Genomic DNA, 12304 nt, shown 5'->3' on the forward strand with positions numbered 1-12304 from the left:
CCGCGGGGCGTGGCGATGGGTTTCGCTGCGCGCTCCCCCATCCTACGAAGCGCAGTTGCGGGCTGCCGCGCTCAGTCGAGCGCCAGCACCTGGCGCACGAAGGGCACGGTCAACCGGCGCTGCGAGGCGAGCGAGGCGTGATCGAGGCGATCCAGCAGCGCGGTGAGCGCGGGGAGATCGCGGTCGTGACGACGCAGCAGCCAGTCGATGGTCGCGGCGTCGACCTGCAGGCCGCGACGTTCGGCGCGCAGGCGCAATAGATCGTGACGGCCGGCGTCGTCGAGTACCGGCAACGGCACGCGGACGCACTGGCCGAGTCGCGAGCGCAGATCCGGCAGGCCGAGCGCGAGCGCGTCCGGCGATGCCGACGCGGTGTAGAAGACCGCGCGGCCGGCATCGTGCAGACGGTTGTGCAGATCGAACAGCGCGACCTCGTCGTCGCGATCGCCGGCGATCGCATCGACGTCGTCGATCGCGACCAGATCGTGCCCATCGAGCGCCTGCGCGGCGTCGCGCAGGCGACCGGCGATGCCGCGCAGCGGCAGATACACGGCGCGCCGGCCGAGCCGGTCGGCTTCCGCGCACAGGGCGATCGCGAGATGGGTCTTGCCGGTGCCCGAGGCGCCCTCGACGTAGAGCCCGCGGCGCACGCCGGCCAGCGCGAAATCGCGCAGTTGCGGTAGCAACGCGGCATCGTCGGCAACGAAGGTTTCGAGCCGCTGGTCCGGCGGATACCGGAGCGCCAGCGGCAGCTGGGGCGATGGACCACTCATGCCTGGCTCAACGCTCGCCGTCCGGATCCTTGCTGTCGGTCACGATGATCACCGGGCGTTGCGACGTCCCTGCGCCCGCGATCTCGATGTCCGGCTTGTCGCCGGCGTACAGGCGGCTGTGGGTGTAGCGTTCGTGCGCGTAGCGCAGCAGCACGTTGACGACCGCCGCCACCGGCAGCGCCAGCAGCATGCCGAGGAAGCCGAACAGCTGACCACCCGCGAGCACCGCAAAGATCACCGCGACCGGATGCAGGCCGATCCGATCGCCGACCAGGCGCGGCGTCAGCACGTAGCTCTCGACCAGCTGGCCGATCGTGAACACCACGCCGATCAGGATCAGCAGCTGCCAGTCGAAGCCCTGCGCCTGCACGATGGCGGCGATCAGCGCGAGCAGGATGCCGACCGTCGCGCCCAGATACGGAATGAAACTGATCAGGCCGGCGACCATGCCGATCAGCAGGCCCAGACGCAGGCCCACGATCGACATGCCGACCGCGTAGATCGCGCCCTGCCCCAGCATCACCAGGAACTGGCCGCGCAGGAAACCGCCCAGCGATTCACTGGTTTCGCGGGCGAGGCGGGTCGCGGTGTCGATGTGGTCGCGCGGGATCAGCGCGGCGACGCGCTCGACCAGCAGGTCCCAGTCGCGCATGAAATAGAACGCCAGGATCGGCACCAGCACCAGATTGATGACCAGCGCGAGGATCGCGAAGCCCGAGCGCGATGCGTAGGCCAGCACCGTCGCCGCGACGCCCCCGGCCTGCTGCCAGTGGCCTCGGATCAGCTCGATCAGGCGCTCGGTGTCGAGCCACGACATCACTTCGTAGCCGGTGCGCTGCTCGATCCACGGCAGCGCGGTGCCGAGCAGCCAGTCGCGGTATTGCGGCAGGCTGTCGATCAGGGTGACGATCTGCCGCTCGATCATCGGCACCAGGATGATCAGCACCAGCGCCAGCAGCAGCGTCATCAGCAGGAACACCAGCGTCACCGCGACCGCACGCGAACGGCCGCGACGCTCCAGGCGATCGACCAGCGGATCGCCGAGCCAGCCGAGCAGCAGCGCCAGCACGAACGGAGTGAGGATCGGGCCGAGCAGCCAGATCACGTAGCCGACGGCGAACGCCACCAGACCCCATTGCAGGCGCTTGAGGAAACGCGCGATGTCGGCGTTCGCGGGATCTGTCTGGATCATCGGTGGCGGTCCGTGCGGTACAGCGAAGAAGGGATCAACGCAGATGGAACACGGGCGTGACGCCCTCGATGTTGCCGTCGGCTTCGACGAACACGTTCTCGTCGGCCATGCGGCGGAAGCCGGTCAGGCCGGTGAGCAGGTCGAGCTGGACTTCCAGTCCCAGCGGCGTCGCCCGGACGGGGCGGATGCCGCGCACCACCGACATGCGCTGCAACTGCGCGGACAGCTTCACGTAGTCGGCGCTGCTGTTGATGCCGGAGAACACGATCGCCTGCGTCGACGGCGCACCGGTCGGGCTGGTGCGCGCATAGCGCTTAGTCAGTGCATCGGCCGCGCCGTCTGCGCCGCTGGCCAGCGTGCGGCGGGCATCGGCGCCGGTTTCGCTCCAGCGCGCGAGCACGCGACCGCTGTCGACGAAGATCCAGTCGGCCTTCCAGCCGGCGCCGTCGCGGTAGAGCTTGCCGATGAGCTGCATCGGCGGGTTGTAACGCGACGAAATGCGCGCGACGGATGCGGTGTCGCCGCGCCAGATCGCACCCACCGCGGCCTGTTCGGCGGCGTTGCCGGACGGCAGGCCGAGGCGGTAGCCGCGTTCGATCGCGCGCTGCAGCGTCGGACGGGCCACGTTGTTCTGCTGCAGCGCGACCAGACGCGGGCCGGAGCCGTCGTCGATCGCCAGCCACATCACCGGCTTGGGCCGCGGGTCCGGCCACACCGGCAGGCCCAGCGCGCCGGCGACGGCGTCCACATCGTCCTGGCGGAAACGCACGACCAGGGTGGTGGTGAAGGTCGGCGAGCCGCGGGAGGACACGCCCTCGTCCTGGCGGTAGTCATAGCCCTCGACGTACTGGGCCGCGCGGCGGAGTTCCTGCGACACGCCCGGGCGCTGGGCCGCGTTGCGGTCGCCCGACAGCTTGCCGAGCACCTGCGCCAGCGCGCGGGTGAAGCCGGCCTCGCGCTCGGATTCGCTCTGGCTGCGCACCGGAATCTCGGCCGCATACAGGCCCACGGCCGCGGCCCGGTCGCCTTCCACGCGCTGCGCGGAGGCGGTTCCCGACACGGCGAACGTGCCCAGCAGCGCGGCCAGCAGCCACGTCATCATGTTGAACGAGCGCTTCGGGCGGTGCATCCGGCAAGTCCTGGATCGGGGCGTCATCGAGGCGCGATGGTGCCATAAACGATGCGGACGGTCCGTGGCGACGCCGATGCACGGGCCACGACTGCGGGCCGGCCGGCTGCTAAAATCCGCGGTCTTCCCGCCTTGCGACGGTTGCCGTGACTGCCCCCACTCCCCTGACCTACCGCGATGCAGGCGTCGATATCGACGCGGGCAACGCACTCGTCGAACGCATCAAGCCGCTGGTCAAGCGCAGCTTCCGGCCCGAGGTCATGGGTGGCCTGGGCGGTTTCGGCGCGTTGTTCGACCTGTCGGGCAAGTACCGCGAACCGGTGCTGGTCTCCGGCACCGACGGCGTGGGCACCAAGCTCAAGCTGGCCCAGCAGTTCGGCCGCCACGACACGATCGGCATCGATCTGGTCGCGATGTGCGTCAACGACGTGCTGGTGCAGGGCGCCGAGCCGCTGTTCTTCCTCGACTATTTCGCCACCGGCAAGCTCGACATCGACACCACCGCGTCGGTCATCGGCGGCATCGCCCGCGGCTGCGAGCTGTCGGGTTGCGCGCTGATCGGCGGCGAGACGGCCGAGATGCCGGACATGTACGGCATCGGCGAATACGACCTGGCCGGCTTCACCGTCGGCGCGGTCGAGAAGTCCGAGCTGCGCGACGGCAGCAAGGTGCAGGCCGGCGACGTGCTGGTCGGCATCGCATCGAGCGGCCCGCACTCCAACGGCTATTCGCTGATCCGCCGCATCTTCGAACGCGCCGGGCGTCCGACCGATGTCGAAATCGGCGGCGTGAATCTGGTCGATGCGCTGATGGCGCCGACCACGCTGTACGTCAAGCCGGTGCTGGAACTGTTGCGTGGTGATCTCGGCCCGCAGCTGCATGCGATGGCCCACGTCACCGGCGGCGGCCTGACCGAGAACATCATCCGCGTGATTCCCGACGGCCTCGGCCTGACGATCGATGCCAGATCGTGGCCGCAGCCGCCGGTGTTCGAGTGGTTGCAGCGCGAAGGCGCGGTCGCCGATCACGAGATGTGGCGCACGTTCAACTGCGGCATCGGCTTCGTGCTGGTGGTGCCGGCCGACAGCGAGGCCGCGTTCGGCGCCGCGCTCGACGGTCTGGATCTCGCCCACTGGACGATCGGCGAAGTCGTCGACGCCGGCGACGGCGAACGCGTCCGCATCGGCTGATTCCGGCGCCGTGTCGGCCGGACCCGAACCCGCGTCGCCGTACGCGCTGCCTGCGACCGCATCGCCGGCGGCGCGCTTGCCGGTGTCGCCTGCCACGGCGTCTCGCCAGTTGCGCACGCTCGGCGTGCTGCATCACGTCCTCGGCGTGCTCTCGCTCGCCGGCGCCGTGGTCTTCGGCATCATTCTGGTGTTCGGCTTCACCCAGGAAGCCGCCGAGGGCTTCACCGATCCGGTCGGCAAGGCGACGATCGCGATCTTCGCGATGCTGGCCATCGGCGCGTCGATCGCCGGCGTGCTGTGCTTCGCGTCCGGCCTGCATCTGCTGCGGCACAGACGCCTTACGTTGTGTACCACCATCGCCGCGCTGCTCTGCCTGCACGTGCCGCTCGGCACCGCGCTGGGCATCGCCACGCTGGTGCTCCTGCAGCGCCTCGACGCGCGCGCCCTGTTCGACGCCGCGGGCGTGCGCCGATGACGTTGCGACTGGCGGTGCTGGCCTCGGGTCGCGGCACCAATCTGCAGGCGATCCTCGACGCGGTCGCGGCGGGCACGCTGGACGCCGAGGTCATCGGCGCCTGGTCCGACCGCAAGGACGCGCACGCACTGGTGCGCGCCCGCGACGCGGGCCTGCAGGCCCATGCGATCCGCCCGCGCGACTTCGCCGATCGCGCCGCGCACGATGCCGCGCTGTTCGACGCCCTCGATGCCGCGGAGCCCGACCTGATCGTCTGCGCCGGCTACATGCGCCTGATCGGCGCCGGGGTGATGACCGCGCGCGCCGGCAGAATGATCAACATCCATCCCTCACTGCTGCCCGACTTCAAGGGCCTGCACACCCACCAGCGCGCGCTCGATGCCGGCGTGCCGGAACACGGCGCCAGCGTACATTACGTGACCGCCGAGCTCGACGGCGGCCCGGTCGTCGCGCAGGCGCGGGTGCCGGTGCAGCCCGGCGATGATGCCGCGACGCTGTCGGCACGCGTGCTGGGCCGCGAACATCCCCTGCTGCTGGAGACGTTGCGCTGGATCGCCGCCGGCCGCGTGCGGCTGCATGAAGACGGCGTTCACGTCGACGGCGAACGCGCCGCCGCGCCGCTTCAGCTGGCAGCCACTGATCGCTTCGCATGATGCCCGTCCTATGCGCGCCCTCCTCTCCCTGTTCGCGACCGCCCTGCTGATCGTCGCGTGGCCCACGGCCGCGCGCGGTGCCGGGCTGGAGCCGTTCGTCGCGACCTACGACGCCTGGTATCAGGGCAGGCAGGCCGGCACGGCGACGATGCGCCTGCAACCGCAGGGCGCGCAGTGGCAGGTGGATCTGGGCATCCGCGGCAACCGTGGCTTCGCCGGCATCCTCGGTCTGAACCTGGAGCAGGACACCGTGTTCGACGTCGTCGGTACCGTCTACCGGCCGCTGCGCCAGAGCACGACGCGCAAGGCCGCGGTGTTCTTCAACCGCAAGGTCGAAGGCGTCTACGACTGGGCCAACAACGTCGCACGCTGGACCGGCGATCTGAGCAAGCGGCGGCGCGATCCGGTGCCGCTGCAGCCCGGTGACATGAGCGCACTGCTGATCAATCTGGCGGTGATGCGCGATGCAGCGCCGAACGCGGCCCTGCAATATCGTTTCGTCGACGGCGGCCGCGTGCGTCAACACGCCTACCAGGCGGCGGCCGAGCCGGAGCTCGTGCAGGTCGGCGACATCAGCTATTCGGCGTTGCGCGTTTCACGAACCAACGGCGGCAACGACGAGATGATCATCTGGGTTGCGGACGGCGTACCGACGCCGGTCCGGATCCTGCAACGCGAAAATGGCGAGGACGCGGTGGACCTGCGCCTGGTCGAATACCAAGGAGCACCATGATGAAGACACGAGCCCCCATGACCCGACTGCTGACCGCTACCGGCGCCGCGCTGCTGGCCTTCGCTGCGCTGCCCGCGCTGGCGATCGAGCCGTTCACCGCGACCTACCAGGCCAACTACATGGGCATGCGCGCGCAGGCGAACATGAATCTCGCGCAGGAAGGCGGCAACCGCTGGAAGTACGGCCTGCAGGTCGCCGGCGCCGGCGCGCGTCTGGAACAGTCGACCACGTTCGAAGCGAACGGCGAGCAGTGGCGCCCGGTGTCGAGCAGCGATTCGCAGCGCGGCGAATCCGGCCTCGCGGCGATGCTGATGAAGAACCGCGAACTCAACACCACCTACGACTGGAACGCGGGCGAGGCCCGTTTCGCAGGTGACGTGCGCGAAGGCCAGAGCGCGCCGGTGAAGCTGCAGACCGGCGATCTCGACGGCATGCTGATGAACCTCGTGCTGGTGCGCGACGTGCAGGCCGGCAAGTCGCCGCTGCGCTACCGGCTGGTCGAGGACGGCCGTGCGAAGCGCCAGCTGTTCGAGCGCCAAGGCACCGAGCAGGTCACGGTGGGCGGCAAGTCGATGCAGGCGACTAAGGTCGTGCGCACCGACGGTCGCCGCGAAATCATCGCGTGGATCGTCGACGACATGCCGGTGCCGGCACGTCTGCTGCAGCGTCGCGACGGCAAGGACCACATCGACATGCGTTTGCAGTCGGTGAACTGATCCACGCGCATCGCGTCAAGCAAAAGGCCCCGCATCGCGGGGCCTTTTTTCTCGTGCGGGCGACTGCGCGTCAGGGCGCGGTCTCGGTCCTGCATTCCACCCGGATCGATTCAGCCGAGCCGCGCCGACGGTAGTCGACGCAGCTGCGGTTGCCGTCCTGCGTGCGCACCGCGGTGATGGTGAAGAAGCTCTGCAGCACTTCGCCGCGGGTCAGTTCACCGTCCTCGTTCCAGTCCATCTCCTTGAACGGCATCCCGCTGAGCGCCGCGGCATTGGTGTAGCGCATCCAGCCCAGCGCGATCAGCACCACCGCGATCGTCGCGAACAGTGCGATGCGGCGGTTCGAGAACCGGCCCCTGAACGCCATGGCCTACTTCACCCGCCGGATGCGCGCACCAAGACCGGAGAGCTTGCGCTCGATGTGCTCGTAGCCGCGGTCGAGGTGGTAGATGCGGTCGATCGTCGTGTCGCCGTCGGCCACCAGGCCGGCGAGGATCAGCGACGCCGATGCGCGCAGATCGGTCGCCATCACCGGCGCGCCACTGAGACGCTCAACCCCGTGCACGCTGGCGCGCGGGCCGTCGATGTCGATCTCCGCGCCGAGGCGCATCAGCTCGCTGACGTGCATGAAACGGTTCTCGAAGATCGTTTCGTCGATCGTGCCGGTGCCTTCGGCGACACAGTTCATCGCCATGAACTGCGCCTGCATATCGGTCGGGAAACCGGGGTGCGGCGCGGTGACGATGTCGATCGCGCGCGGGCGGCGGCCCTGCATGTCGACGGTGATGCGATCGCCGTCGATCTCGACCGTCGCGCCCGCGTGGCGCAGGCGTTCGATCACCGCGCCCAGCGTATCCGGACGCGCGCCCACCGCGGTCACGCGGCCGCCGGTCATCGCCGCAGCGACGAGAAAGGTGCCGGTCTCGATGCGGTCGGCGACGACGGCATGCGTGGCGCCGTGCAGGCGCTCGACGCCGCGTACTTCGATGCGCGACGTGCCCGCGCCGCGGATGTCGGCGCCCATCGCGATCAGGCACTCGGCCAGATCGACGATCTCCGGCTCGCGCGCGGCGTTGTCGATCAGCGTCGTGCCGTCGGCGAGCGTCGCCGCCATCAGCACGTTCTCGGTCGCGCCAACGCTGATCGTCTCGAACACCACGTGGCCGCCTCGCAGACGCTCGGCCTGCGCGCGGATGAAACCGTGCTCGACGGTGATCGTCGCGCCCAGCGCCTCGAGCGCCTTGATGTGCAGATCCACCGGGCGGGCGCCGATCGCACAGCCGCCGGGCAGCGAGACTTCCGCCGCGCCGTACTTGGCCAGCAACGGGCCGAGCACGAGGATCGAGGCGCGCATCGTGCGCACCAGTTCGTACGGTGCGACATGACTGGTCACGCTGCGCGGATCGACGGTGACGCGCCCGTTCTCGATGTCGTGCTCCACGCCCGCGCCCAGACCCGACAGCAGCTTGGTCGTCGTCAGCACATCGTGCAGATGCGGCACGTTGGTGACTTCGACCGGCGCATCGGCGAGCAGGGTCGCGCACAGGATCGGCAGCACGGCGTTCTTGGCACCGGAAATGCGCACTTCGCCCTGCAGCGTGGCGCCGCCGGTGACGATGATCTTGTCCATCAGCCCTGCCCTGCGCCGGCGGCCGCGTGTTCGTCGGGCGTCTTCGTGTTGAGCGCAAGCGCGTGGATCTCGCGGCCCATCAGTGCGCCGAGCGTCGCGTACACCATGCGGTGACGCGCCAGCGGCAGCTTGCCGGCGAATGCGGGCGAGACGACCAGCGCCTCGAAGTGCACGCCGTCGTCGCCCTGCACGTGCACCACGGCGTCGGGCAGACCCTGCTGGATGAGGTCGGTGATGGTCTGGGTATCCAAGAATCGGGTCCTGTGGCCGCGCTGCCGGGCCGTGAACGTCGCTGCGACCGCTGCGTGAAGCGCGGATGAGCCGTCATCGCCGACGCCGCCTGTCGCGGGGCATTCACGCCGGAAAGCGCATAAAATGAACGGCTTAGCCTAACGGAAAAGCCCTGTGCCGGATATGGTCGACCACCCCCGTGATGTTGCCGCTGCGCGGTCCGATTTCGCGGCCAGCGGACGACGTGTCTTCGCGGTCGAGGTCGACGGTCTGCAGGCGGTGGCCGCGCGGCTGGATGGTGAATTCTCCGCCGCTTGCGCGCGCATCCTCGAATGCCGCGGCCGCGTGGTCTGCATGGGCATGGGCAAGTCGGGCCACGTCGCCCGAAAGATCGCCGCCACCTTCGCATCGACCGGCACCCCGGCCTTCTATGTGCACCCGGGCGAAGCCGGCCACGGGGATCTGGGCATGATCACCGACGCCGACGTGGTGCTGGCGCTGTCGTACTCGGGCGAATCCGACGAGATCCTGATGCTGCTGCCGGTGCTCAAGCGCCAGGGCAACGCCCTGATCGCGGTGACCGGACGCGCCGCCTCGACGATGGCCATGGCCGCCGATATCCACCTCGACATCAGCGTGCCGGCCGAAGCCTGTCCACTGGCGCTGGCGCCCACAGCGAGCACGACGGCGTCGCTGGCGATGGGCGATGCGCTGGCGGTCGCGCTGCTGGAAGCGCGCGGCTTCACGGCCGACGACTTCGCCCGCTCGCACCCGGCCGGCGCACTCGGTCGCCGCCTGCTGCTGCACATCCGCGACGTCATGCACGGTGGCGGCGAGATTCCGACCGTGCCTGCCGACGCCTCGCTGGCCGATGCGCTGCTGGAGATGAGCCGCAAGCGGCTGGGCATGACCGTGGTCGTCGACGAGGCCCAGCGCCTGATCGGCCTCTACACCGACGGCGACCTGCGCCGTACGCTGACCGATCCGGCGATCGACGTCCGCGATGCGCGCATTGCCGATGTCATGACCCGCGATCCGATCGCGATAGCGGCCGATGCGCTCGCGGTCGAGGCCGCGCGCCTGATGGAAACCCGCAAGATCACCATGCTGCCGGTCATCGATGGCGAACGCCGGGTGGTCGGGGCCCTGAACATCCAGGACCTGCTGCGCGCCCGCGTGGTCTGAGCCGGCGCCCATTCATCCGATGCCCGATACTTTCGCGACCATGCCTGACGCCTCCGCCCCTTTTGCCGATGTCTCCGACGCGATCCTCGCCCGCGCCGCCCGCGTGCGCCTGGCGTGCTTCGACGTCGACGGCACGCTGACCGACGGCAGCCTGGGCTTCGACAGCGACGGCCGCGAGATCAAGACCTTCCACGTCCACGACGGCCAGGGGCTGGTACTGCTGCGCAAGATCGGCATCGCGGTCGCACTGGTGACCGCGCGCAAGGGTGGCATCGTCGAGCGCCGCGCGGCCGATCTTGGAGTGGAGGCGCATGTGCACGTCGCCGACAAGCGTGCGCGCGTCGAATCGCTGAGCGCCTCGCTCGGCATCACGCTGGACGAAGTGGCCTTCATGGGTGACGACCTGGCCGATGTCGGTGTGATGCGCGCCGTCGGCTTCGCCGTATCCCCCGCCGATGCGCACGCCTGCGCCGGCGACAGCGCGCACTGGCGCACCCGCGCCAACGGTGGTCGCGGCGCAGGGCGTGAGCTGTGCGATCTGATCCTGCACGCGCAGGGTCGCCTGGCCGGCATCCATGCCGATGGGCGGGTCTCGTGAACTGGCGCCTGACCCTGACCGTGGTGCTGCTGCTCGGCGCGCTGATCTCCGGCTGGTCGGCCTGGCGGCAGAAGGACACGATCATCTCGGAAGATCCGGCCGACGGTCGCACCGACTATCTGTTGCGCGACTTCGACATCGTCGCCCTCGATAACGAAGGCCGCGAAGCGTTTTCGCTGCAGGCGCCGCAGCTGCAGCAGACGCCCGGCGCACGCACGCTCGAACTCGTCACCCCGCTGTTCCATGTGCCCGAGAAGGAAGGCGACGGCCGCTGGGAGATCCGCTCGCAGACCGGCTGGGTGTCCGAGGACAACGAGGAAGTCAGGCTGCGCGGCGAGGTCACGGCCGACAGTCCCGAAGGCAGCGCGCGCCCGACCCGCGTGCGCACCGAGTCGCTGAACGTCTTCCCGCAGCGCAACCAGGCCACCTCCGATGCGGTCGTCGACGTCGAACAGCCCGGTTCTACAATGCAGGGCACGGGCATGCGTGCCGACCTCGATTCGGGACGGATCGAGCTTCTTTCCAAGGTGAAATTCCGCAATGAACCGAATTCCCGCCGCTAGTCTGCTCCTGCTTGCCGCGCTGGCCGTGCCGATGGGCGCGGCTGCGAAGTCGTCCGACCGCAACCAGCCGTTGGGCGTCGATGCCGACAGCAGCGACTGCTCGACCGACGAACGCGCGCCGTGCCTGTTCACCGGCAACGTCGAGATCACCCAGGGCACGCTCGAGATCAAGGCGGCACGGGTGGACGTGCGCCGGAGCAACGGCGAGATCCAGCGGACGTTGCTGACCGGCTCGCCAGTGCGCATGAAGCAGCAGATGGATGACGGTGGCTGGGTCGATGCGACCGCCGCGCAGGCCGATTACACGCTGACCTCCGACACCGTCGTGCTGACCGGCAACGCCGTCGTCAACCAGCCGGGCCAGGGCAAGATCGAAGGTCAGCGCATCGTCTACAACATGGGAACCGGCCGGGTGCAGGGCGGCGGCGAAGGCCAGGGCCGCGTGCGCATGCAGTTCCAGCCGCGCAACCAGACGCCGGCGCAGCCGGCGCCCGCAGCGCAGGGCGGCCGCTGATGCTCGTCGCCGAAGGTCTGCGCAAGAGCTACAAGCAGCGCGAGGTCGTCAAGGAATTCGGGCTGACGCTCGAATCGGGCGAGGTCGTCGGCCTGCTCGGCCCTAACGGCGCGGGCAAGACCACCTGCTTCTACATGATCGTCGGCCTGGTGCCGGCCGATGCCGGGCGCATCGTGCTCGACGGCCACGACATCACCGCCGAGCCGATGTACACCCGCGCCAAGCGCGGCGTCGGCTACCTGCCGCAGGAACCGTCGGTATTCCGCAAGCTCAGCGTGGCCGACAACATCATGCTGGTGCTGGAGCTGCGCGAGGATCTCGACAAGGCCGGCCGCCAGAAGACGCTGGCCGACCTGATGGACGAACTGCAGATCACCCACGTCGCCGACCAGGCTGGCGCCAGCCTGTCGGGCGGCGAGCGGCGCCGCGTCGAGATCGCCCGTGCACTGGCCGCGAATCCGCGCATGATGCTGCTCGACGAACCCTTCGCCGGCGTCGACCCGATCTCGGTCGGCGAGATCCAGCGGATCGTCACCCATCTAAAGGAACGCGGGATCGGCGTGCTGATCACCGACCACAACGTCCGCGAGACCTTGGGGATCTGTGACCGGGCGTATATCCTCAGTGACGGCGGCGTGCTCGCGCAGGGGGCTCCGGAAGCACTGCTGGCCAATCCAGACGTGCGTCGTGTCTACCTGGGGGAATCCTTCCGTCTGTAGTCG

Annotated in this window: 16 protein-coding genes; 10 read left to right on the forward strand and 6 right to left on the reverse strand. The window is 69.3% G+C overall.

Annotation, left to right across the window (positions count from 1 at the left end; genetic code table 11):
* Positions 1-71 precede the first annotated feature (71 nt).
* Genes hda through AC3A5T_RS10915 form a run of 3 tightly spaced genes read right to left on the reverse strand, consistent with a single transcriptional unit; the run spans position 72 to position 3094 of the window.
* Positions 72-773: a DnaA regulatory inactivator Hda gene (gene hda, locus AC3A5T_RS10905; protein WP_332078575.1), complete on the reverse strand. Its 702-nt coding sequence runs from the start codon at positions 771-773 to the stop codon at positions 72-74.
* Positions 774-780: 7 nt separating this feature from the next.
* On the reverse strand, positions 781-1965 hold the full coding sequence (locus AC3A5T_RS10910) for an AI-2E family transporter (protein ID WP_487628595.1): 1185 nt from the start codon (positions 1963-1965) through the stop codon (positions 781-783).
* A gap of 34 nt (positions 1966-1999) precedes the next feature.
* Positions 2000-3094: a DUF2066 domain-containing protein gene (locus AC3A5T_RS10915; protein WP_487628596.1), complete on the reverse strand. Its 1095-nt coding sequence runs from the start codon at positions 3092-3094 to the stop codon at positions 2000-2002.
* Positions 3095-3240: 146 nt separating this feature from the next.
* Here AC3A5T_RS10915 and purM point away from each other — a divergent pair, with 146 nt between their 5' ends.
* The 5 genes from purM to AC3A5T_RS10940 are packed head-to-tail and all read left to right on the forward strand — an operon-like array spanning position 3241 to position 6861.
* A complete protein-coding gene (purM, locus tag AC3A5T_RS10920; RefSeq protein ID WP_487628597.1) occupies positions 3241-4284 on the forward strand; it encodes a phosphoribosylformylglycinamidine cyclo-ligase in 1044 nt (347 codons plus the stop codon).
* Between the two features lie 10 nt (positions 4285-4294).
* Entirely contained in the window at positions 4295-4759 is a 465-nt protein-coding gene (locus AC3A5T_RS10925; protein ID WP_487628598.1) for a hypothetical protein, read from the forward strand.
* Positions 4756-5412: a phosphoribosylglycinamide formyltransferase gene (purN, locus tag AC3A5T_RS10930; RefSeq protein WP_487628599.1), complete on the forward strand. Its 657-nt coding sequence runs from the start codon at positions 4756-4758 to the stop codon at positions 5410-5412. Before AC3A5T_RS10925 ends, purN begins: the two co-directional genes overlap by 4 nt.
* Positions 5336-6145, forward strand: a complete 810-nt coding sequence (locus AC3A5T_RS10935; RefSeq protein WP_487628600.1) for a DUF3108 domain-containing protein — start codon at positions 5336-5338, stop codon at positions 6143-6145. Before purN ends, AC3A5T_RS10935 begins: the two co-directional genes overlap by 77 nt.
* Positions 6146-6162: 17 nt before the next feature.
* The gene (locus tag AC3A5T_RS10940) at positions 6163-6861 is read left to right on the forward strand and encodes a DUF3108 domain-containing protein (RefSeq protein WP_332078567.1); all 699 of its coding nucleotides are present in this window, start codon (positions 6163-6165) and stop codon (positions 6859-6861) included.
* A gap of 70 nt (positions 6862-6931) precedes the next feature.
* Here AC3A5T_RS10940 and AC3A5T_RS10945 read toward each other — a convergent pair whose 3' ends face one another.
* Genes AC3A5T_RS10945 through AC3A5T_RS10955 form a run of 3 tightly spaced genes read right to left on the reverse strand, consistent with a single transcriptional unit; the run spans position 6932 to position 8742 of the window.
* Positions 6932-7228 carry a hypothetical protein gene (locus AC3A5T_RS10945; protein WP_487628601.1) on the reverse strand — a complete coding sequence of 99 codons (297 nt, stop codon included), beginning with the start codon at positions 7226-7228 and terminating at the stop codon, positions 6932-6934.
* A gap of 3 nt (positions 7229-7231) precedes the next feature.
* A complete protein-coding gene (murA, locus tag AC3A5T_RS10950; protein ID WP_487628602.1) occupies positions 7232-8491 on the reverse strand; it encodes a UDP-N-acetylglucosamine 1-carboxyvinyltransferase in 1260 nt (419 codons plus the stop codon).
* A complete protein-coding gene (locus AC3A5T_RS10955) occupies positions 8491-8742 on the reverse strand; it encodes a BolA family protein (protein WP_232137043.1) in 252 nt (83 codons plus the stop codon). Before AC3A5T_RS10955 ends, murA begins: the two co-directional genes overlap by 1 nt.
* Before the next feature lie 163 nt (positions 8743-8905).
* Between AC3A5T_RS10955 and AC3A5T_RS10960 the strand changes: the two genes are divergently transcribed.
* The 5 genes from AC3A5T_RS10960 to lptB are packed head-to-tail and all read left to right on the forward strand — an operon-like array spanning position 8906 to position 12301.
* Positions 8906-9907 (forward strand): KpsF/GutQ family sugar-phosphate isomerase, encoded by a 1002-nt coding sequence (locus AC3A5T_RS10960; protein WP_487628603.1) that lies wholly within the window; start codon positions 8906-8908, stop codon positions 9905-9907.
* Positions 9908-9947: 40 nt separating this feature from the next.
* Positions 9948-10505, forward strand: a complete 558-nt coding sequence (locus tag AC3A5T_RS10965) for a KdsC family phosphatase (protein ID WP_487628604.1) — start codon at positions 9948-9950, stop codon at positions 10503-10505.
* On the forward strand, positions 10502-11068 hold the full coding sequence (gene lptC, locus AC3A5T_RS10970; RefSeq protein ID WP_487628605.1) for an LPS export ABC transporter periplasmic protein LptC: 567 nt from the start codon (positions 10502-10504) through the stop codon (positions 11066-11068). The genes AC3A5T_RS10965 and lptC overlap by 4 nt, the downstream gene beginning before the upstream one ends.
* Positions 11046-11582, forward strand: coding sequence for a lipopolysaccharide transport periplasmic protein LptA (gene lptA / locus AC3A5T_RS10975; RefSeq protein WP_487628606.1), 537 nt, complete (start codon positions 11046-11048; stop codon positions 11580-11582). Before lptC ends, lptA begins: the two co-directional genes overlap by 23 nt.
* Entirely contained in the window at positions 11582-12301 is a 720-nt protein-coding gene (gene lptB / locus AC3A5T_RS10980; RefSeq protein ID WP_232137050.1) for an LPS export ABC transporter ATP-binding protein, read from the forward strand. Before lptA ends, lptB begins: the two co-directional genes overlap by 1 nt.
* Positions 12302-12304 lie beyond the last annotated feature (3 nt).

The organism is Luteimonas sp. Soil_C_16, from assembly GCF_057657295.1.

Excerpts from the sequence above, each read along its gene's own strand:
- hda (WP_332078575.1), bottom strand. The coding sequence starts at position 773 with ATGAGTGGTCCATCGCCCCAGCTGCCGCTGGCGCTCCGGTATCCGCCG.
- AC3A5T_RS10910 (WP_487628595.1), bottom strand. The coding sequence starts at position 1,965 with ATGATCCAGACAGATCCCGCGAACGCCGACATCGCGCGTTTCCTCAAG.
- AC3A5T_RS10915 (WP_487628596.1), bottom strand. The coding sequence starts at position 3,094 with ATGCACCGCCCGAAGCGCTCGTTCAACATGATGACGTGGCTGCTGGCC.
- purN (WP_487628599.1), top strand. The coding sequence starts at position 4,756 with ATGACGTTGCGACTGGCGGTGCTGGCCTCGGGTCGCGGCACCAATCTG.
- AC3A5T_RS10935 (WP_487628600.1), top strand. The coding sequence starts at position 5,336 with ATGAAGACGGCGTTCACGTCGACGGCGAACGCGCCGCCGCGCCGCTTC.
- AC3A5T_RS10940 (WP_332078567.1), top strand. The coding sequence starts at position 6,163 with ATGACCCGACTGCTGACCGCTACCGGCGCCGCGCTGCTGGCCTTCGCT.
- AC3A5T_RS10945 (WP_487628601.1), bottom strand. The coding sequence starts at position 7,228 with ATGGCGTTCAGGGGCCGGTTCTCGAACCGCCGCATCGCACTGTTCGCG.
- murA (WP_487628602.1), bottom strand. The coding sequence starts at position 8,491 with ATGGACAAGATCATCGTCACCGGCGGCGCCACGCTGCAGGGCGAAGTG.
- AC3A5T_RS10960 (WP_487628603.1), top strand. The coding sequence starts at position 8,906 with ATGGTCGACCACCCCCGTGATGTTGCCGCTGCGCGGTCCGATTTCGCG.
- AC3A5T_RS10965 (WP_487628604.1), top strand. The coding sequence starts at position 9,948 with ATGCCTGACGCCTCCGCCCCTTTTGCCGATGTCTCCGACGCGATCCTC.
- lptA (WP_487628606.1), top strand. The coding sequence starts at position 11,046 with ATGAACCGAATTCCCGCCGCTAGTCTGCTCCTGCTTGCCGCGCTGGCC.
- lptB (WP_232137050.1), top strand. The coding sequence starts at position 11,582 with ATGCTCGTCGCCGAAGGTCTGCGCAAGAGCTACAAGCAGCGCGAGGTC.